We start from the raw sequence: 19,653 nt of genomic DNA, 5'->3' as shown, positions 1-19,653 counted from the left end.
AAGGCTCAGCGGTGATTGGCCGCTGAGCCCTGCAACTGGTCGTGACAGGCCAGCTTAGCGCGCGACCTCGAGCACGATCTTGCCGGTGTGGCGTTTCTGCTGGAACCGCTCCTGTGCCTCGGCGATCTGCGTCAGCGGCAGGGTGTCCGCCACCAACGGGCGGATCTCGCCGCGCTCAATGCGACCCACCAGGTTGGCAAACACCTCGGGCTGCAGCACGGTGCAGCCGAAGAAGCTTAAGTCCTTCAGGTAGAGGGTACGCACGTCCAGCTCCACTATCGGGCCGGCGATGGCGCCAGCGACTGCGTAGCGGCCCTGGGGCTTGAGCACCTCCAGCAGTTTCGGCCAGGCCGGTCCCGCCACCAGATCGATCACCACGGTGACGCTGTTATGGCCCAGGGTGGCCACCAGGTCGTCGTCTCGTCCCAAGGTCTGGCTGGCGCCCAGGGCCTTGAGCTCGGCCGCTTTACTGGGGCTGGTGACGGCGATCACTTGTGCTCCCCGGGCCTTGGCCAGCTGCACGGCGGCAGAACCCACCCCGCCGGAGGCACCGGTGACCAGCACGATATCTTCGGCACCAACCTGAGCCTTGGTCAGCATGTTCTCTGCGGTGGAGTAGGAGCAGGGGAAGGAGGCCAGCTCCACGTCAGTGAGGGCGCTGTCAATGCCGTGGGCGTGACGGGCCGCGACCTTGGTGTATTCGGCAAAGCCGCCATCGCACTCGGAGCCGAAGTACCAGGGGGTGGCCAGGGCCTGGCCGGCCACCTCTTGCAGGCAGGGCTCCACCAGTACCCGTTGGCCCAGGCGGGCCGGGTCGACTCCATCACCCACTGCGACGATGGTGCCGCAAACGTCGGCCCCCTGGATACGGGGAAAGGTCAGTGCCTCACCACTCCAACTGGCATCGGCACTGTCGCCGTCGGACTTGGAGTACCAGGCCAGGCGGGTGTTGATGTCGGTGTTGTTCACCGCCGCCGCTGCCACCTTGATCACCACCTCGCCGGGGCCGGCCTGGGGGGTGGGCAGGTCGTTGCGGTGCACCAGCACCTCGGGGCCGCCGTGACCGGTGAGCACCACCCCGCTCATTCGCGCTGGCAGGGTAGGGGTCGCTTGGGTTTTGTCTTGGCTCATGCTTGGGTTTCCAAAATCAGGGTGAGTGCGGATTGGCGAGCGGCGTCAATGGCGGCATCGGCCAATAGGGGCCAACTGCTGGAGGCCCCTTCGTGCAACAAGAACAAGGCGGTGGCCAGATCGGGTCGTCCGCTCAATCGTCCCAACTGCTGACGAACCGCCTGCTTGTGGCCATTGACGGCGTCTCGTATTGCTGCGCTGTCGGGAAAGGCTGCCAGGGCGTTGACCGAGAGGCAGCCGTGGGGCGCCTCATCACGCATCCAATCCGCCAGCCGATCAAACAGCGCATTCACCGCCTCACTGGGTGTCATCGACTCGGTGCCCTGCAACAGGGTGCTGTAGCGTTGATGGCGGTGCTCCAGCGCACCAATCACCATCGCTTCCTTGGAAGGGTAGTGCTTATAGAGGGTACGCAGGCTGACCTGGCTGATGGTTTTCAGCTGGGCCACACCGGGCTCGGCAAAGCCCTGCTCACTGAAGGCCTGCTCCAACCGGGCGGCGATCGCCACTTTGGTGGAGGGTACCGGTGACTCGGTCATAGGGATTCCTGCTGCATCTGGGGGTGGTAGAGTGTTCGTTCTACGTGGATGGTAGATCAATCGCTCTACCTCGGTCAATCCTTCGATCACCAACAGCAGGGCAGGGGCATAAAGCGGTGGATAGCTCGGAAATCTCTGCCTAAAAGGCCGGCCTTTCTGGATAACTGAATTCGTTCCAAACCCAATCTCAACCGAGTCTGAACCCTGGAGTCAGCACTCTAAACCGGCCGGATTAGTACAGAAAACGTTCAGCAAGTGCGTCGTAAGGTGAAGCTGTAACTTACTGATGTATAGGAGATGATGATGAAAAAGACCCTAACTGCTGTGCTCGTAACCGGCCTGATTAGCCTGCCCGCCGCTGCCATGGACGTGGATTACTTTGTCGGTGGTGGCATCGGCTATCAGCAGGACACCATCAAAGGGGACATCCGCAAAGACAGCGACGATCTCTATTACGAGTTGCGTCTGGGCGCGGTACTCAATGACCATCACCGCCTGATGGGCAGCTACTCCTACAAAGAGGACAAGTTTGATCGGGACGATAGTCGCTACAAGCACGAGCAGCACCTGTTCCTGGCCTCTTATGACTACCTGATCCCGCTGACCCACGATGGCCGTCTGCAGGCGTTTGCTGGGGTGTCCATGGGCGGCGTTGGCAACAAGCTGCAGGGTAAGAACAGCAACGACTTCACCTGGGGTGGCCAGGCGGGGATGCAGTACCGCTTTACCGACAACTGGAGTGCCGAGTTGCGCTACCAATACCTGGATATGGACTACGAAGAGCGTGGCCTGACCGTGGAAGACAGCCAGCGGGTGGGCATCGCCCTGGATTACCGTTTCTGATAACGATTTTCCCCAGGCCAACAAAAACGCCATCGGTGAGAGCCGATGGCGTTTTGCTGTGGGTTGAGCGGACGCGCTTAGGCCGCGCTTTGGCTGGCCGCGGCCATTGAGCCGTTGCCGGAGCGGGACAGGGCGTAGCCGGCCAGCACCAGGGCGGCGGCGGCGCCAATCACCAGGCCGGTGATCGGCAGGGCACGACTGGCCTGGGCGGCAACGATGGCGCTGGCGCCAAAGCTGATGGCGATCTGCAGGCTGTTCTGCAGGCCCGCCGCGGTAGCGGCACACTCCGGTGCGCTGGACAGGGCACGGTTGACCACGATGGGGTAGATCGCACCGTTGGCCACGGCCAGGAAGCAGAATGGCAGCAGCAGCGCCCAGATCTGGGTCAGCGGCAGTTGAGCCACCAGGGTCAGGGTGGCGGCGGTTACGGCGAACAGCGCCAGCAGGCCCTTGAGTACCTTGCTGTCACCCCAGCGGGCGACACTGCGTTTGCCCAGGTAGCCGCCCAGCATGAAGGCGATGGTCTGGGGCACGAAGGAGAGGCCGATCGCCTTGGCGTCGTAGCCCATGCTCGCCATGATCTCCGGCATGCCGGTGAGGTAGGCGAAGAAGGCGGCGGAGGCGGCACCAAAGATGGTGACATTGCCGATGAACACCCGGGAGCCCAGCAGGGCACGGACATCGCCCCACACTGAGCGGCCGGAGCGGGCCGGTACCTGGTTGGGGAAACGCAGGGTCATGGCCACCAGGGCCAGGCCCAGTACGGTCAGGGCAACAAAGATACTTTGCCAGCCCAGCATCAGCGACAGGCCAACGCCCAGCTGGGGTGCCAGCGCCGGAGACAGTGCTACCAGCGGCATGATGGTGGCAAAGATCTGCTGGCCCTTTTCACCGGGGTAGCGATCGATCACCATCGCCTGCCAGATCACTGCCGGGGCACAGACGCCGATGGCCTGAACAAAGCGCAGGGTCAGCAGCTGCCAGATCTCGGTGCTGAAGGCCAGGGCGGCGGAGGCCAGGGTGTAGATCACCAGGCCGGCCAGCAGGGTGTTGCGGCGGCCGAAGCGGTCGGAAGCCATGCCCCACAGCAGCTGACCACCGGCCAGGCCCGCCAGGAACAGCGACAGTGACAGGGCGATGGATTCCGGCCCGGTCTGGTAGAAGGCTTCCATCTCTTTGAATACCGGCAGGTACATGTCGGTGGCGATAAAGCCGAGCATGGACAGGCCAGCCAGGTAGACCAGCTCCAGTTTGGATACTTTCATGGTGTGAACTCTTTTGTCAGGCCCATTGGGCTGATTTCAAAACGCTGGCAGAGTCTAAAGGCTGAAAAGCTGGCTGTTAAACGCTATATTTTGGCTCAACCTATCAAAAAATTTGAAAGCTAACATGTTTGCTCAATCAACCCTGGTGATGCTCGACACCGTTGCCCGCCTGGGCAGCTTCAGCGCGGCGGCAGCGCAGCTGCATAAGGTTCCCTCTGCCATCAGTTACGGCGTGCGCCAGGTGGAGCAGGAGCTGGGGGTGGTGCTGTTCGAGCGTCAGGCCCGCCAGGTGGTGCTGACCCCCGCCGGTGAGCACTTCCTAACCCAGGTACGGCAGTGGCTGCGGGAGCTGGAGCAGGTGCGCCGCCATACCCAACGGGTGGCCAATGGCTGGCAGCGCAGCCTCAACCTGGCGCTGGACAATATCGTTAAGGCGGACCGGGTCACTGCCCTGGTGCACGACTTCTACACCGCCTTCGATGATGCCGAATTGGTGATCTCCATGGAGGTGTTTAACGGCGTCTGGGATGCCCTGTCGGATGGCCGGGCCGACATCGCCATTGGCGCCACCACCGCTATCCCGGTGGGGGGCGACTTTGGCCTGCGGGAGATGGGCAGTCTGGATTGGGCCTTGGTGATGGCGCCGGCGCATCCGGTAACGGCGTTGACTGAACTGACCGAGGCTGAGTTGGCCCGCTACCCGGTGATTGGCCTGGAGGATACCGCCCGCACCCTGCCCAAGCGCACCAGCTGGCTGCTGGATAACCAGCGGCGGATCCTGGTGCCAGACTGGAAGAATGCCAGCGCCTGTCTGCTGGATGGACTGGGGATCGGCTACATGCCCCGCCACCTGGCCCGTCCGCTGCTGGCTGGGGGCCGGCTGGTGGAGCGTCGTTTTGACCAGGGCCTGCGGCCCAGCCCCTGCTGCCTGGCCTGGCGCAAGGAGGATGGCGACAATGCCCTGCTCAACTGGTTGCTGGATTACCTGGGCGACAGCGACCAGCTGCACCGGGAGTGGCTGGCCCAGTAGTGGGCTGGCAATTGGCTCACAGGCCGCTACAATGGCGCGGTTTTGTCATTAGCAACAGCAACGATGACCACGGGGTGACAGTTGGAACAGCATGAGAAGTGGATGCGGCACGCCATGACCCTGGCGGCCAAGGCCGAAGCACTGGGCGAGGTTCCGGTGGGCGCGGTGTTGGTGCGCGGTGATGAGGTGCTGGCGGAGGGCTATAACCGCTCTATCTGCGATCACGACCCTTCAGCCCATGCAGAGATGCAGTGTCTGCGTCAGGCTGGCCCTAAGCTGGCTAACTACCGGATGCTGGATACCACCCTGTACGTCACCCTGGAGCCTTGCCCCATGTGCGCCGGGGCACTGGTGCATGCCCGCATCGGCACCGTGGTGTTTGGGGCCTACGACCCGAAAACCGGCGCAGCCGGCAGCGTGATGAACCTGCTGGATCATCCGGCCTTGAATCATCAGCCTGAGGTGGTGGGAGGGGTGTTGTCTGAGCCCTGCGCGGAACAGCTAAGTGCCTTTTTCCGTCGTCGCAGGGCTGAGAAGAAAGCCTTGAAACAGGCTCAGAGGGCGGCGTCGGAAGACACCAGTTCCTCAGCCTGAATCAGCTGAGTGAACATCTTGCTGCGGTGAACGACACGCATATGGGTGCGCTTACGGCACATCCGGCGGCGTTCGCTGAGGCTATGCAGCGCTTTGCGGCGTCGATTGGCTCGTGCCATGGCTAACCTCCTTGGTTGGTTGTTAAAAGTGCTCTCAAACGAGAGTGCGGATCTTGGATGACGGTCTCGTGTCCTCGATGTGACAACAAGATGACCCCCGCCTCCTTATCGTTCCCTTATCCTTGCCACTGGGCATCACACTGTCAAGCGCAACCCCCTGATTAAACGATAAAGAAAAGGTGATCCTGCCAGCATACAAGGCGACTTGTGCGAGGTTGGACTAAAACCGATTGTCCTGTTCGGGATCGCCCTCACTGTGCTCCGCCACCGTCTGGCTGTCGATCCACAACAGGGTGTCGTAGTAACGGCGAATGTTCTCGACGTAGTGTGCCGCCTCATCCCCCCGGGCGAAGCCGTACTTGGTCCGCTCGTAGTGCTTACGTTGGCGCAGCAGCGGCAGATGTTTCTTCACGTCGCGCCAGCTGTTGGGGTCGAAGCCATGGCGCTGGGTGATCACCCGGGCGTCCTCCAGGTGGCCTAAACCGATGTTGTAGGCCGCCAGGGCAAACCAGATCGCTTCATCCTCCGGGATATTAGGGGGCAGGCGGGTGATCAGCTGCTGCAGGTAGCCGCTGCCGCCCTGGATGCTCTGCTCGGCATCCAGCCGGTTGCGGATCCCCATCCGCCGGGCAGTGGACTCGGTCAGCATCATCATCCCCCGTACCCCGGTGGGGGAGCGGGCCAGCGGATCCCAGTGAGACTCCTGGTAGCTCACCGCCGCCAGTTTGCGCCAGTCCAGCTCCCCGGCGTGGCGCTGGAACAGCTGCTGGTAGCGCGGCAGGGTTTTCTCTACCGCACGAATGAAGGCCCGGGTATCGACGTAATCAAACCGCTCGACGTGGCCAAAGTATTTCTCCTCCAGCCGCGCCAGCCGACCGCCGGTCAGCTCGCTGTCCCAGAACTCCAGCAGGGCACTGAGCAGCAAACCGTCGTTGCGATGGGGCAGGGCCCAGGCCACCGGCAAGGGCTGACCCAGGTTGAAGGCAGTACGCAGCTCCGGATGACGTCGCTGGTACAGCGCCAGCACCCGGTTATCCACCAGGGTGTAATCCAGGCTGCCCTCGGCCACCTGGGCCAGCAGCTCGGCGTCGTCGAACTCGTCGGTCTCCTGCCACTGCAGGTTGGGCAGGGTTTGCTGGGCCCGACGCAGCAGTTCGGTGCGACTGGAGCCCTTCACTACCCGCAAGGTGCCATCGAGGCTGGCCAGATCCTTGGGGCGACGCTGGCCCACCCGGTAGATCAGCTGGGTCTCCACCTGGTAGAGCGGCGGGCCAAAGTGCCAGCGCTGGGCCCGCTCCGGGGTGCGGTTCAATCCCGCGGCCATCAGGTGGATCTCACCGCTCTCCATCGCCTCAAACAGGGCGGCCAGGTCGGAGTAGGGCACTACCGCGGTTTCCACCCCGAGATACTGGCCAAACTGCATCGCCACCTCGTAGTCGAACCCTTCCGGGCCCTGGCCTCGGCTTTGGTAGGTAGTAGGGCCGGTGAGGGTGCCGATCAGCAGTGGGTTTGGCAGGCTCGGGGTGGTGGCTTGGGGCGGCTCAACAAACTCAAGGCAGCCGGTCAGGGGCAGGCACAGCAGCAGCGGTGCGCGCATGCTGCGGCACAGACGACGGAATATTCTTCGTGTTGTGGCCAAGATCATCCTGATCCTCCCTCAACTCCCCCTTTAACAAGGGTGCGTTGCATCCTGCTTTTCCCTATAATACCGCCACCTTAAAAAACGGTCGTGCCGGACCGGGCCGAAACGGCTTGGGCGTGGCAACGGCTGAATACAAAAACCCTGCATCCAACTGAACAAGGTGAATCGACGTGATTGAGATCCTTCGCGGCGCGCCGGCATTGTCCGCGTTTCGGGTTACTAAGCTACTAGAAGCTTGCCGTGACGCCAACCTGCCCGTCTCCGACCTCTACGCTGAACACTACCATTTCGCCCACCTCTCCGCGCCCCTTTCCGAGCAACACGCTGATCAACTGGCCAAGATCCTGACCTACGGTCCGCGTATGGAAGAGCACGCACCGGAAGGCAAGCTGCTGCTGGTGGTTCCGCGTCCTGGCACCATCTCCCCCTGGGCCTCCAAGGCCACCGACATCGCCCACAACTGTGGTCTGAACGAGGTGATCCGGCTGGAGCGCGGCCTGGCTTGGTACATCAAGCTGGATGGCGAGCTGAGCGAGGAGCAGCAGAAGGTGCTGCTGGGTCTGATCCACGATCGCATGGTGGAGGCGGTTCTGCCCACCTTCGACGATGCCAAGGTGCTGTTTGAGGCCTCCGAGCCCAAGCCGTTCACCAGTGTGGACATCCTCGGTGGCGGTCGTGACGCCCTGGCCCAGGCCAACGTTAAGCTGGGCCTGGCCCTGGCGGAAGACGAGATCGATTACCTGGTGGAGAACTTCACCAAGTTGGGTCGCAACCCGAACGACATCGAGCTGTACATGTTCGCCCAGGCGAACTCCGAGCACTGTCGTCACAAGATCTTCAACGCTGATTGGACCATCGACGGCGAGCAGCAGCCCAAGTCGCTGTTCAAGATGATCAAGAACACCTTTGAGGTGACCCCGGAAGAGACCCTGTCCGCGTACAAAGACAACGCGGCAGTGATGACTGGCTCCGAAGGCGGCCGCTTCTTCCCCGATCAGGATGGCACCTACCGCTACCACCAGGAGCCGGTACACATCCTGATGAAGGTGGAAACCCACAACCACCCCACCGCCATCTCCCCCTACCCGGGTGCCGCCACCGGCTCCGGCGGTGAGATCCGCGATGAGGGTGCCACCGGCCGTGGCTCCAAGCCCAAGGCCGGCCTGACCGGTTTCACCGTCTCCAACCTGAAGATCCCTGGCTTCGAGCAGCCCTGGGAGAAGGAGTACGGCAAGCCGGATCGCATCGTTACCCCGCTGGATATCATGGTGGAAGGCCCTCTGGGCGGCGCCGCGTTCAACAACGAGTTCGGTCGTCCGGCTCTGAACGGCTACTTCCGTACCTACGAGCAGGAAGTACAAAGCTTTAACGGCTCTGAGGTGCGTGGCTACCACAAGCCGATCATGCTGGCCGGTGGCTTCGGTAACATCCGCGAAGACCACGTGCAGAAAGGTGAAATCCCGGTCGGCGCCAAGCTGATCGTACTGGGCGGCCCGGCGATGAACATCGGCCTGGGTGGCGGCGCAGCCTCCTCCGTGGCCTCCGGTCAATCCTCTGAGGATCTGGACTTCGCCTCGGTACAGCGGGACAACCCGGAGATCGAGCGTCGCTGTCAGGAGGTGATCGATCGCTGCTGGCAGATGGGCGATGACAACCCCATCGCCTTTATCCACGACGTGGGTGCCGGCGGTCTGTCCAACGCCATGCCGGAGCTGGTGGATGACGGTGGCCGTGGCGGCCGTTTCCAGCTGCGCGACGTGCTGTCCGACGAGCCGGGCATGAGCCCGCTGGAGCTGTGGTGTAACGAATCGCAGGAGCGTTACGTGATGGCGGTGGCCCCGGAAAACCTGGCTACCTTCGATGCCATCTGTCAGCGTGAGCGCGCCCCCTACGCGGTGATCGGTGAAGCCACCGAAGAGCGTCACCTGACCCTGGAAGATAGCCACTTCGACAACACCCCCATCGACATGCCGATGGACGTGCTGCTGGGCAAAGCGCCGAAGATGCACCGTGACGTCAAGTCCACCGAGTGTGCGGCGCCTGCGCTGGACATGAGCGGTGTCAGCGTTCAAGACGCCATCCGTCGTGTCTTGCGTCTGCCGGCCGTGGCCGAGAAGACCTTCCTGATCACCATCGGTGACCGCTCGGTAACCGGCATGGTGGCCCGCGACCAGATGGTCGGCCCCTGGCAGGTACCGGTGGCCAACGCCGCTGTGACCACCGCCACCCTGGATTCCTACCACGGTGAAGCGATGGCGATGGGTGAGCGTACCCCGCTGGCGCTGATCAACTTTGGTGCCTCCGCCCGCATGGCGGTGGGTGAAGCCCTGACCAACCTGGCCTCTGCCCACGTCGGTGCCCTCAAGCACGTTAAGCTGTCCGCCAACTGGATGTCTGCCGCCGGTCACCCCGGTGAAGACGCCGGTCTGTACGAGGCGGTGAAAGCGGTGGGTGAGGAGCTGTGTCCGACCCTGGGTATTACCATCCCGGTGGGCAAGGACTCCATGTCCATGAAGACCGCCTGGGAGCAGGACGGCGAGCAGAAGGCTGTGACCGCGCCGATGTCGCTGGTGATCACCGCCTTTGGCCGGGTCGAGGACGTACGCAACACCGTCACCCCGCAGCTGCGCAACGACCTGGGCGACTCCGAACTGCTGTTCATCGACCTGGGTGCTGGCCAGCAGCGTCTGGGTGGCTCCGCCTTGGCCCAGGTGTACAACCAGCTGGGTAACCAAGCGCCGGACGTAGACAACGCCCAGCTGCTCAAGGGCTTCTGGCATGCCATCCAGCAGCTGTCTGCTGAGCAAAAGCTGATTGCTTACCACGACAAGGGCGACGGCGGTCTGCTGGTGACCCTGGCGGAGATGGCCTTTGCCGGTAAGCAGGGCATCGATGTTGACCTGGCCGGTCTGGGTGATGACGCCCTGGCCCTGCTGTTCAACGAAGAGCTGGGTGCCGTGGTGCAGATCCGCAAGGACGACCGCGCTGAGGTGGACGCCATCCTGGCGGCCAACGGTCTGACCGACCACTGCCACGCCATCGGCGGCTTGAGCAACGAAGACACCGTCACCATCCGTCAGGGTGATGCCGTGCTGGTTCAGGAATCCCGCACCGAGCTGCGCACCATCTGGGGTGAGACCACCTTCCAGATGCAGTCGCTGCGTGACAACCCGGAGTGCGCCCAAGAGGAGCACGCCGCCAAGCAGGACGCGGAAGACCCGGGCCTGTTCACCCAGCTGACCTTCGACCCGAGCGAAGACATCGCTGCGCCGTACATCGCCAAGGGCAGCGCGCCCAAGGTGGCCATTCTGCGTGAGCAGGGCGTCAACTCCCACGTGGAGATGGCGGCGGCGTTCGACCGTGCCGGCTTCGAGGCGGTGGACGTGCACATGTCTGACATCCTCGAGGGTCGCCTGACCCTGGAGCAGTTCCAGACCCTGGTGGCCTGTGGTGGCTTCTCCTACGGTGACGTACTGGGTGCCGGTGAGGGCTGGGCCAAGTCCATCCTGTTCAACCCCCGTGCCCGTGACCAGTTCCAGGCCTTCTTCGAGCGTGACAACACCCTGTCCCTGGGTGTGTGTAACGGCTGTCAGATGCTCTCCAACCTCAAGGAGATCATCCCGGGCACCGAGCACTGGCCGCACTTTGTGCGCAACCGCTCCGAGCGCTTCGAGGCGCGCTTCTCCCTGGTCGAGGTTCAGGCATCACCGTCTGCCTTCCTGGGTGAGATGGCCGGCTCCATCATGCCCATCGCCGTATCCCACGGTGAAGGTCGTGCCGAGTTCGCCAACCTGGACGCCTTCAAGGCCGCCGATGCCTCCGGCACCGTGGCGCTGCGCTACCTGAACCACCGCGGTCAGATCGCCACCGCCTACCCGGCCAACCCGAACGGCTCCCCGGCGGGCATCACCGGCCTGACCACCACCGACGGTCGCGCCACCATCATGATGCCGCACCCGGAGCGGGTGTTCCGCACCGTGTCCAACTCCTGGCACCCGGATGCCTGGGGCGAGGACTCCCCGTGGATGCGGATGTTCCGCGCCGCCCGCGTGAAGCTGGGTTGATAGCAGGTTCTAGGTTCTAGCAAAGAGCCTAGGGACTAGCAGGAGCAAGGGCTGCAAGCACTTGCTCCACTATAGAAAACGCGCTTCTCTCGTATGAGGGAAGCGCGTTTTTTTGTGGTTGCAGGTCAAGTGACGCACCGGCTGGATGCGCTTTGGTCTGGTTTAGCGCCAGGCAGCCCAGGGATCATCCGAAGAGGAGGGCTTGGCTTTCTCGCGTCTGTCATTGGAGGACTTGCCGTGGGAATAGGTGTTGCGTGACGCATTAGAGCGATTGCCTGAACCGCGTTGCTGACCGCCATGCTTTCGATGCTCAGCGGCTTTCTCCTCACGCTTCTGGCGCTGAAGTTTCGCGTCCGCAAAGCTCAGCTCTTTGGGCTCGCCAGGCTGGTGGTGATCCGGCACGATGCGATCCCGTGGCGGGAGGGCATATTGCTCAGAAGAGGGGCGGGGCAGGTTCTTATAGGTGTAGAGGTAGAAGTTCTCGATCTTGTGCCGGGCCCATTCGGTTTTCTTAAGAAACTTGACACTGGAATCCACGGTGGGGAGCTTTCGAAAACAGTTGAGGTTGAGATAGGCATACAGCAACTCAAAGCCATACTGTTCAACCAGTTGCGTCACCAAATCCTTCAGGCTGAGGCCGTGTAATGGATTGTTTTGGTAGTTTATCTTGTCCGTCATTTCATCGGCCATCATGGGAAGTCAGCCCTTATTGTAATTCTGAAAGTGGGTCAGGGACATGGTGTTGATCACCCGAGGTCGGCTCGACACTGGGCAAGGGTCAGGTTTCTGCCCTGTTTGCTGCTTTTTTTCAGCAGTTAGCAGCGCCTTGCCGATCGGTGTGCGGTTGATTTAGGGCATGAATGTGGCAATCACCCGCGCAGATTTGAACCGGCATTACCTGCGTATAAGCACCGTAGTAGGTCTGGGAAGTCTCTAACAGGAACCGGGCAAGCCGCTTTATGCCTATTTACCCGCTCGCCTATCTTTTGGCTACCGCGGTTACCGATGAATCTTACGCTCCTATCCAAAATTGAGGGCCACCCAGCGGTGGCACACGCCAGCATTTGACAGTTTGAAACGGTTGGGCGCGGCGAACCCAGGCTGATAACCACAGCCCATCGCAAGCTTGCCACTCATGCGTCTTTCGCCTGCGAGCCAAGGGCCGTGCGGCTTGCCGCTGGAAAAGCAATGGCAACCGGGCTTCCGGCGGCGCGGTTTGATCTGTCTCAATATTAGTGCGAACAGTATTGCAAAGACTAATCATTCTCATTAACATCCGATCCGAAACTTTACAAAGGAATGGATGATGAGATTGCTGATCGGTTCGGTGGCGTGGGCGTTGGCAGCCTCCGCCAGTGGTTCAGACGCTCGGCTAGAGGCCCTTGAACGCCTGCTTAGTCAACAGCAAAAGACGATCGAAGCGCTTAAAGCGGAGTCGGTCAATGAGCGGGAGTCAAGCCTGGCTGGCTTCGAGTTCTCTTCCTACGGCAGTGTCGCTTTGCGCAACGCGGTGATCTACCAAAATACCCAGGATACCGAAGGCAACCGTCGCACCTTGGCCGATCTGGAACGTGTGGTGACGGAGTTTGGTTACCGCTTCAACGAGCATTGGAAAGTGGAAGTGGAGATCGAGTACGAGCACGGGGGCACGGGAGCCACCCTGGAGTACGACGGCTTTGAGGAGTTTGGTGAGTTTGAGTCCGAGGTTGAGGCCGGCGGCGAGATCATCATCGAAAAGGCGCAAGTTGAATACACGCCGTCTGCCCTGGTCAATTTCAAGCTTGGGCGTATCCATGTGCCAGTGGGTATGACCACCGCCCTGCATAAGCCTACCGATTACCTGACAGCGAGCCGACATCGCTCGGTTGAGAGCATGATCCCGGCTGTATGGCACGAAACCGGCGTCGGGGTATTCGGTGCTTGGGACCAACTTCACTACCAGGCCCAGCTGATCACCGGCCTCAACTCTGAGTATTTCCGCAGCTACGGTTGGGTCAGTACTGGCCACCAGCGACGATTTGAAACCGTCAACGCCGATGACCCTGCGATTGTCCTAAATCTGGATTGGGGCGACCTGAAGTCAGGCAGTGCGGTGGGGGCATCCGTGTATTTCGGCAACACCAGCGGAAACCGGCACAAGGCGAACAAGCTCGATGTTGACGGGGCCTTGATGATCCTCGATCTGCACGCGGCCTACGTACAGGGCCCCTGGATCCTGCGTGCACAATACCTCTATGGCGAGTTGGAAGATGCCGATGCCATCACCCTGGCAAACAAAACTACTCCGGGCCTGACTCCAGGCAACTTTGCCCAGGTCGGCAGCGAATCTGAAGCTTGGTTTGTCGAAGCGGGCACAGATCTGGGCAAGTGGTTTGGCTGGCAGTCGAGCTGGGTGTTGCACGCCAACTACGAACATAGCAATCCAGTCAAAGCCACACAAAGCGGTACCGGTACGGCCCGATTCGACCGAGATTGGCTGAGCCTGGGTCTCAACTACCAACCACTTCCCCAACTTATCTTCAAGTCCGAGTTTGGCCGAGAACAGGTGGCTCAGGACAACATCCCCGACAGCAATTTCGTGGCCCTGAGCCTCGGTTACCAATTTGAACTCTAACCCCAAGGAGCTCCTTATGACCTCAGTAAGACCCCTCACCGCTGCCATCCTCCTTGCTATGACGCTGGGGGCCTGTGGCGGCTCCAGTGATGACGATAGTGATACGCCAGCCCCAGTCACCCCGCCTGCGAACACCGGGTTTGATTATGATGCCACTGAGATGATCGCCAGTCTGACCGACACGGTCATTGTCGCGGGTTACGCCAATTTGGAGCAGGGCATGACCGATCTGCATCTGGCAGCGGACAACCTGCGCAACGACCCCACGGCGGAGAACCTGCTAGCGGCGCAAAACGCCTGGAAGGCGGCACGACAGCCTTGGGAGCGGGGTGAAGCCCACATCTTTGGCCCCATCGACGCCTTGAGCATCGATCCACACCTGGATACCTGGCCTCTGAACACCGTTGATCTGCAGGCCCAATTGGCCAACAACTCGGGCTTTGATCCAGAGATGATCAAGACCTGGAACGATGACGTGCAGGGCTTTCACACCATGGAGTACCTGCTGTTTGGGGACGGTGTCGACAACAATCAAAAATCGATTGAGGCGATGACCTCCCAAGAGAGGGAATACCTGGTCTCCTTAGCCCTGGTGGCGATGGACTACAGCTCCCAGTTGGTGCAGGCGTGGACCCTCTCCTATGACGGAGGTGAAAGCTATGCTGAGGCCCTGAAGGAGCCGGGCAACAACTTTTACAGCGCCAACCTGGCCGTGGTGGAGGAGCTGGTGAATGGCCTGATCGGGATTGTCGATGAGGTGGGCAACGGCAAGATTGCTGATCCCTTCGGTGCCAGCCTGGAGCTGGCGGATACCTCATTGGTCGAGTCCCAGTACAGCTGGAACTCCTTGCTGGACTTTTCCGATAACATCATTGGGGTGCAGACCGTCTACCGGGGCGAAGGTGTGGGCCAGAGTGATCAGCCGGGGCTGGATGATTGGGTTCGAGCCGCCGACGCTGATCTGGCCGATCGAATCGATGGCGAGATCCAGGCTGCCGTTGACGCCATTCTGGCCATCGCCGGTGAGAACGACATGCCGTTCCGCCAAGCCATCCTCGACGAGGCCGGTCGCGCCCGGGTGCAGAGCGCCGTGGACGCCTTGACTACCCTGCAATCTTCTCTGGAATCCGATCTCTTGCCGCTACTAAGCGAATGGAATGGTTGAAGACCGGACGCTCGGCCCCATCAGGGGCCGAGCCAGTGGCGACGCTGAGATTGCAAGGAGTGAGCAATGACGAGAGTGAGCCCTTATGGCGCAATGGTGGCTGGCTTGTTGCTGGCCTCAGGATGTGGCAGCGGCGACGAAGACAGCAGAGTGACGCCTCCGGGCGGTTTTTATCAGGATTACATCGATGTCGTCGCCCTAGGCGGCGACACCACGGTGTCGGACGCCAGTCACTCGGGCCACGGCTTCTCGACCCCAGCCCCTAACCTTACCGAGACCGAATTGGCCCAGCACCTCGCCGGTGATTTGGCCTTTGAAACCAGCTTCACCACGGCCCCTAATACCGCGCACCCCGAGCTCGATGGGGTCGGCCCGGTGTTCAACAACACCAACTGCAATGCCTGTCATCAGCGAGATGGCCGCCCGTCTACCCAACGTAGCGAGCAGCCGGTACGGCTGGGCTCAGATGCGGGGATCTTCGCCCGCATCAGCATCTCGGCGCCGCCCTGTGAGACTCCGAGCCAGGATAACGGGTATTGTGCGCCACAACCGGTTCCCGGCTTTGGTACCCAGATGTTTCATCGCGGTGTACTTCGTGCCAGGCCGGACTGGCAGGAGAACAATTTTATTGGCCAGGCCGATCTTTGGCTGGCTTGGCAAAGCGAGCTGTTCACCTACCCAGATGGTACCGAGGTGCGGTTGTACTGGCCCGAATTCACGTTTGATAACGCCTACGATTCGCCCGACGATATCGCCGCCAGTGCGCTTGGACAGCCCGATGTCGAGGCGGGATTGCGCAACGGCATGCCCGTGTTTGGTCTGGGGCTGTTGGAGCTGATCCCCGAGTCGGCCATTCTGGCCCTGGCCGATCCGGAGGACAGCAACAACGACGGCATCAGTGGGCGCCCCAACTGGGTGTTTGATGCGGTTAAGGCGCAGGCGGGAGAGGAACCGGTGTCGTTGGGCCGCTTTGGCTGGAAGGCCAATACCCCTAGCGTGCGCGTTCAATCATTGGGGGCGCTGCGGGGGGACATCGGCATCACCAACCCGTTGTTCCCTGAGGAAAGCATCGCAGGCACGCCGCTGCACGACGATTACCTGGCCCGAACCAACTATCAGGACACCGGGATGGGATTCGATGGTCAGCCTGAGGCCGACGCGATCTTTGCAGACGATGTGGTGTTCTACACCAATACCCTAGGCGTGCCGGGGCGGCGCAATGTGCAAAGTGAGGAGGTGCGTTCAGGGGCCCAGTACTTTGATGAGATTGGCTGCACCGGCTGCCATCAACCCAGCTTTACCACGGTCAGCCAGGGTGAACTGGGGGGGCGTGCAGCCCCGCAGGGATTGCTGGGTCAAACCATCTACCCCTTTACCGACATGCTATTGCACGACATGGGGGAGGGGCTGTCCGATGGGCGACAGGACTTTCAGGCCAGCGGGCAAGAGTGGAAAACCCGGCCGCTATGGGGGATCGGGCTGACCAAAACCGTCAACCCCTCCGCCTGCTTCTTGCATGATGGGCGAGCCTGTACGCTGGAGGAAGCGATTCTCTGGCATGGCGGTGAGGCCCAGACCAGTCGGGATGGCTTTGTCGAATTGAGTCGCGAGCAGCGCCAAGCAGTGGTGGCTTTTCTCCTATCACTCTAAGCTGGCCCCAATGGCTTCTCGCTACGGCGGAGTGGGGGCGCTGCGCCGGCCGGGGCAGTCTCCCGGTGATGGGCTTGCCGTGGGGCCCAGTGCCCCCAGATGGCCTCCGGCCTCGCCGGCAAACAGCGCCCAGCTGTCTTCACTGAGGTGATAGTCACCGCTTTGCGGTGCCAGTAACTGCGGGTCTTCTTGATAGAGGTTGAGCCCCTGCCAGGCCTCCTCGGCTTGCTGCCACTGGGCAAAGCCGTGGAACACTGAATGGTGTACCTGGTTGTGACTGGCGCTGTCTTTCACCACCACCGCGGTGCTCTCCAGCGTGTCGGTGACAAACAGCGAGTCCACCACCCGGTTGTGTTGGCTGGGCCCCTGTTTGATGTCCAGCACCAGGGCTTGGCGGGCGCCGACGCTGGTGTGGTTGCGAATATTGTTGCCGCTGGAGGCATACAGCAGGATGCCGATGGCGTAGCCGGGAAAGGCGGTGCGGAAGGACTCGATGTTGCCCTCCAGCGCGTTGTAGTCCGAGCCGTCGGATAGGTAGAAGTTCTCGTGCAGGTTGTCCCACACCCGGTTCGCCAGGATTTGATTGTGTTTGCCCTGCAGCAGACTGATCCCCCAAGTAGTGTCGTGCACCTGGTTATTCACCACCCGATTGTGCTGGCCTGAGATCTGGATGCCATGGCGTTTGTCCGCTTCCAGCCCGGAGCCGGACACCCGGTTTGCCTCGATCAGGTTGTGCTGGCTATCGATACCGATGGCGATGCCTGAGCCGGATACAGAGCGGGCCTGGTTGTGGTGTACCCATACCCCGGTGACGTTGTGCAGGCGGATATCATCGCGGTTGTGCTCCAGCAAATTGTCGTGCACTACTGCGCTGCGCCCCTCTGCGGCCAGTGCCATCAGATGAATGCCATAGCCGCAGTGAGACAGGGTGTTTTGACTGAGACTGACCGCTGGGCCGGCCGTCAGCACCCGGATCCCATCCCCCTGCTGGCTGTCGCAGTGCAGGGTCATACCCCGCACCGTGATGTTGTTGCCCGTGAGAGTCAGGATAGGTTCACTGCTGCCCGGTTCCGCGGCCAGTACCGGAGCGGCCGTTGGCGAAGCCTCAAGCACCAGTGCGGTTTGGCCTATCTGAAAGGCGCCAATGTGAGGGCCTGAGTCCATCAGGCGGACGGTGTCACCGTCTACCGCTTGGGCCAGCGCCTGCTCCAGCTGCGTGTAAGCGTAACCCTCTCCCACCTCCAACAGCGCGGCCTGGGCTGCACCGGTCAGCAATAAAACTGGGCCTATCATGCCCCTCTTTGCCGCAAACCAAGCTGTCATCACCGCCTCCACTTTTGTTGAACCTCGAAGTTAGCAATGACCGGTGAAGCAACCGTCGTACCAAGCGCCCTAAGGGGCTCAGGGGTATCCAGTTAGTAAGAGCAGGTGAAGGTCGGCTGCAGCGCGCTTTGCAAAATGCGAATGGGTTATTTATCTCGCCCATGTTGTTAGCTAGATGATTGAAATAGTTAACCTTTACCGTTTTGGCACTGTTTTCGCTCTGCTCAAAGCATTCTAACGGTGAGGAGCAGCGATATGGGGGAGTGGCAGACGGTCTTGCATCAATGGCTCAGCGCTGCGTGGCGTCGCCGCCGCCTGATCCTGCTGCCCATCGCGGTGATGCCGCTGTTGGCCCTGCTGATCTTCGCATTAGCCCCCAAGCAGTACCTGTCCCACACCAGCATGCTGGTGCAGGAAACCGCCAAGCTGAATCCCTTCCTTCAGGACCTGGCGGTCTCTTCCAACCTGGAAGGGCGACTAGAGGGGCTCAAGACTCTGCTGAAAAGTCGTCACATCCTCTCCCGAGTGGCAAATGAAATGGGGCTGATGACGCCGCAAGACCCTCCGGCGCACCGGGATGCGGTGATCGCCGAGCTGTCCCAGGCTCTGTCCCTGCGCCTGGCCGGGCGAGACCTCATCCGCATCGAGTATCGAGCCAATGACCCCAAAGCGATGGCGCAGCTGCTGACGGTGGTGAGCGAACGCTTTATTGACCAACTGCTGGCTCCGGAGCGCTCTTCGCTGGCGGACTCGGAGACCTTCCTGCGCACCCATCTTGAACGTAGCCGTGAAGCGCTGGAGCTGGCCGAAGAACGCCTGGCGACCTATCGCAGCGACAACGCGGTGGGCCTGCCGGAGCTGCACGGTGCCAACTTCGATCGCCTGTCGCAAATTCAGCAGCGCTTGGTGGAGCGCAAGGCGGCCCTGGCCGGTGCGCGGGAAAGCTTTGGCAGCCTGGATCTGCAGCTGGCCGGGGCCGATCCGGTGCTGGCGCGGCTGGAGCAGGAGTGGGCGCAGAAAAGCGCCGAGCTGGCCACCTTGCTGTCGCGCTACACCGAGCAGCACTCCAAGGTGCAGGCAGTGCAGCGGGTGCTGCGCCGGTTGGAGTGGGAACGGGAACAGGCGCTGGGTGCCCGGGGCGAGTCTGACGACGGTGCCAATGCCGATGGCAGCTACCGCGCCAGTAATGTCACCCAGGGGCAACGGGTGGTGCTGCAGCGCTCCAGCGCCAAGGTGCGTGCGCTGGAAGAGGAGGTGCGCCAACTCGAGCAGATGGCGCAAACCCTGGAGCAGCAGATCCGCGGTGTCGGTGAGCAGGAGCGCCAGCTGCGCTCACTGCAGCGGGACCTCAAGGTGAAACGGGCCCTCTACGAAGACCTGCTGACCCGCTATGAGATGGCCCAGGTAACCGGTGCCCTGGGTGTGTTCGAACAATCGGAGCGGATCAAGGTGATTGACCGGCCTTATACCCCCAGCAAGCCGCAAAACGCCCCCTGGTGGCTCTACCTGCTGGCGGGAGTGGTGGCCGGTGCGGCGTTGGGTGCAGGACTGGCGGTATTGGCGGAGGCGCTGGACCCGGCTCTGCGCACCGCCGCTGAGATGGAGCAGGCCACTGGCCTGCCGGTGCTGGGACGGGTAGACCTGCCCCTGCAATTACAACTGGAGGAGTGAGTG

At 61.7% G+C, this 19,653-nt stretch carries 15 protein-coding genes; 8 read left to right on the top strand and 7 right to left on the bottom strand.

The genetic code is table 11. The features are described 5' to 3' along the window. Positions 1-54: 54 nt before the first annotated feature. Positions 55-1,131 carry an alcohol dehydrogenase family protein gene (locus tag BUC04_RS05730; RefSeq protein WP_067659142.1) on the bottom strand — a complete coding sequence of 359 codons (1,077 nt, stop codon included), beginning with the start codon at positions 1,129-1,131 and terminating at the stop codon, positions 55-57. Next, positions 1,128-1,670 carry a TetR/AcrR family transcriptional regulator gene (locus BUC04_RS05725; RefSeq protein ID WP_067659139.1) on the bottom strand — a complete coding sequence of 181 codons (543 nt, stop codon included), beginning with the start codon at positions 1,668-1,670 and terminating at the stop codon, positions 1,128-1,130. The genes BUC04_RS05730 and BUC04_RS05725 overlap by 4 nt, the downstream gene beginning before the upstream one ends. A gap of 303 nt (positions 1,671-1,973) precedes the next feature. On the opposite strand from BUC04_RS05725, the gene BUC04_RS05720 reads away from it, so the two are divergent. After that, the gene (locus tag BUC04_RS05720; RefSeq protein WP_067659136.1) at positions 1,974-2,513 is read left to right on the top strand and encodes a porin family protein; all 540 of its coding nucleotides are present in this window, start codon (positions 1,974-1,976) and stop codon (positions 2,511-2,513) included. A gap of 77 nt (positions 2,514-2,590) precedes the next feature. Here the strand turns inward: BUC04_RS05720 and punC are convergent, their stop codons facing one another. Continuing rightward, on the bottom strand, positions 2,591-3,778 hold the full coding sequence (gene punC, locus BUC04_RS05715) for a purine nucleoside transporter PunC (RefSeq protein WP_067659133.1): 1,188 nt from the start codon (positions 3,776-3,778) through the stop codon (positions 2,591-2,593). A 124-nt stretch (positions 3,779-3,902) separates the two neighbouring features. Between punC and punR the strand changes: the two genes are divergently transcribed. Together punR and tadA are read left to right on the top strand one after the other, a co-directional pair. Beyond that, complete coding sequence (punR, locus tag BUC04_RS05710) at positions 3,903-4,808, top strand: DNA-binding transcriptional activator PunR (protein WP_067659130.1); 906 nt, start codon at positions 3,903-3,905, stop codon at positions 4,806-4,808. 81 nt (positions 4,809-4,889) lie between these two features. After that, positions 4,890-5,402, top strand: a complete 513-nt coding sequence (gene tadA, locus BUC04_RS05705; RefSeq protein ID WP_067659127.1) for a tRNA adenosine(34) deaminase TadA — start codon at positions 4,890-4,892, stop codon at positions 5,400-5,402. Here the strand turns inward: tadA and BUC04_RS23860 are convergent. Further along, the gene (locus tag BUC04_RS23860) at positions 5,363-5,521 is read right to left on the bottom strand and encodes a hypothetical protein (RefSeq protein WP_156479991.1); all 159 of its coding nucleotides are present in this window, start codon (positions 5,519-5,521) and stop codon (positions 5,363-5,365) included. The two genes, tadA and BUC04_RS23860, sit on opposite strands and share 40 nt — an antisense overlap. Before the next feature lie 220 nt (positions 5,522-5,741). Then, on the bottom strand, positions 5,742-7,166 hold the full coding sequence (gene mltF, locus BUC04_RS05700) for a membrane-bound lytic murein transglycosylase MltF (protein ID WP_067659124.1): 1,425 nt from the start codon (positions 7,164-7,166) through the stop codon (positions 5,742-5,744). Between the two features lie 170 nt (positions 7,167-7,336). Between mltF and purL the strand changes: the two genes are divergently transcribed. Then, positions 7,337-11,227, top strand: coding sequence for a phosphoribosylformylglycinamidine synthase (purL, locus tag BUC04_RS05695; RefSeq protein WP_067659388.1), 3,891 nt, complete (start codon positions 7,337-7,339; stop codon positions 11,225-11,227). Between the two features lie 162 nt (positions 11,228-11,389). On the opposite strand, the gene BUC04_RS05690 is transcribed toward purL, so the two are convergent. Then, complete coding sequence (locus tag BUC04_RS05690; protein WP_234977351.1) at positions 11,390-11,920, bottom strand: VF530 family protein; 531 nt, start codon at positions 11,918-11,920, stop codon at positions 11,390-11,392. Positions 11,921-12,533: 613 nt separating this feature from the next. Here BUC04_RS05690 and BUC04_RS05685 point away from each other — a divergent pair. The 3 genes from BUC04_RS05685 (at position 12,534) to BUC04_RS05675 (ending at position 16,656) form a co-directional block, all read left to right on the top strand. Then, complete coding sequence (locus tag BUC04_RS05685) at positions 12,534-13,841, top strand: hypothetical protein (RefSeq protein ID WP_073325639.1); 1,308 nt, start codon at positions 12,534-12,536, stop codon at positions 13,839-13,841. Between the two features lie 16 nt (positions 13,842-13,857). Then, the gene (locus tag BUC04_RS05680; RefSeq protein WP_067659118.1) at positions 13,858-15,006 is read left to right on the top strand and encodes an imelysin family protein; all 1,149 of its coding nucleotides are present in this window, start codon (positions 13,858-13,860) and stop codon (positions 15,004-15,006) included. 66 nt (positions 15,007-15,072) lie between these two features. Beyond that, the gene (locus BUC04_RS05675; RefSeq protein ID WP_067659115.1) at positions 15,073-16,656 is read left to right on the top strand and encodes a di-heme oxidoredictase family protein; all 1,584 of its coding nucleotides are present in this window, start codon (positions 15,073-15,075) and stop codon (positions 16,654-16,656) included. A gap of 21 nt (positions 16,657-16,677) precedes the next feature. Here BUC04_RS05675 and BUC04_RS05670 read toward each other — a convergent pair whose 3' ends face one another. Further along, positions 16,678-17,949: a right-handed parallel beta-helix repeat-containing protein gene (locus BUC04_RS05670; protein WP_159437656.1), complete on the bottom strand. Its 1,272-nt coding sequence runs from the start codon at positions 17,947-17,949 to the stop codon at positions 16,678-16,680. A gap of 285 nt (positions 17,950-18,234) precedes the next feature. Between BUC04_RS05670 and BUC04_RS05665 the strand changes: the two genes are divergently transcribed. Beyond that, the gene (locus tag BUC04_RS05665) at positions 18,235-19,650 is read left to right on the top strand and encodes a hypothetical protein (protein ID WP_067659109.1); all 1,416 of its coding nucleotides are present in this window, start codon (positions 18,235-18,237) and stop codon (positions 19,648-19,650) included. Positions 19,651-19,653 lie beyond the last annotated feature (3 nt).

This window comes from Ferrimonas marina (assembly GCF_900129905.1).
Lineage (GTDB): Bacteria > Pseudomonadota > Gammaproteobacteria > Enterobacterales > Shewanellaceae > Ferrimonas > Ferrimonas marina.
The sequence above is the reverse complement of the archived record's forward strand: the minus strand, read 5'-3'. Positions and strand labels throughout refer to the sequence as shown.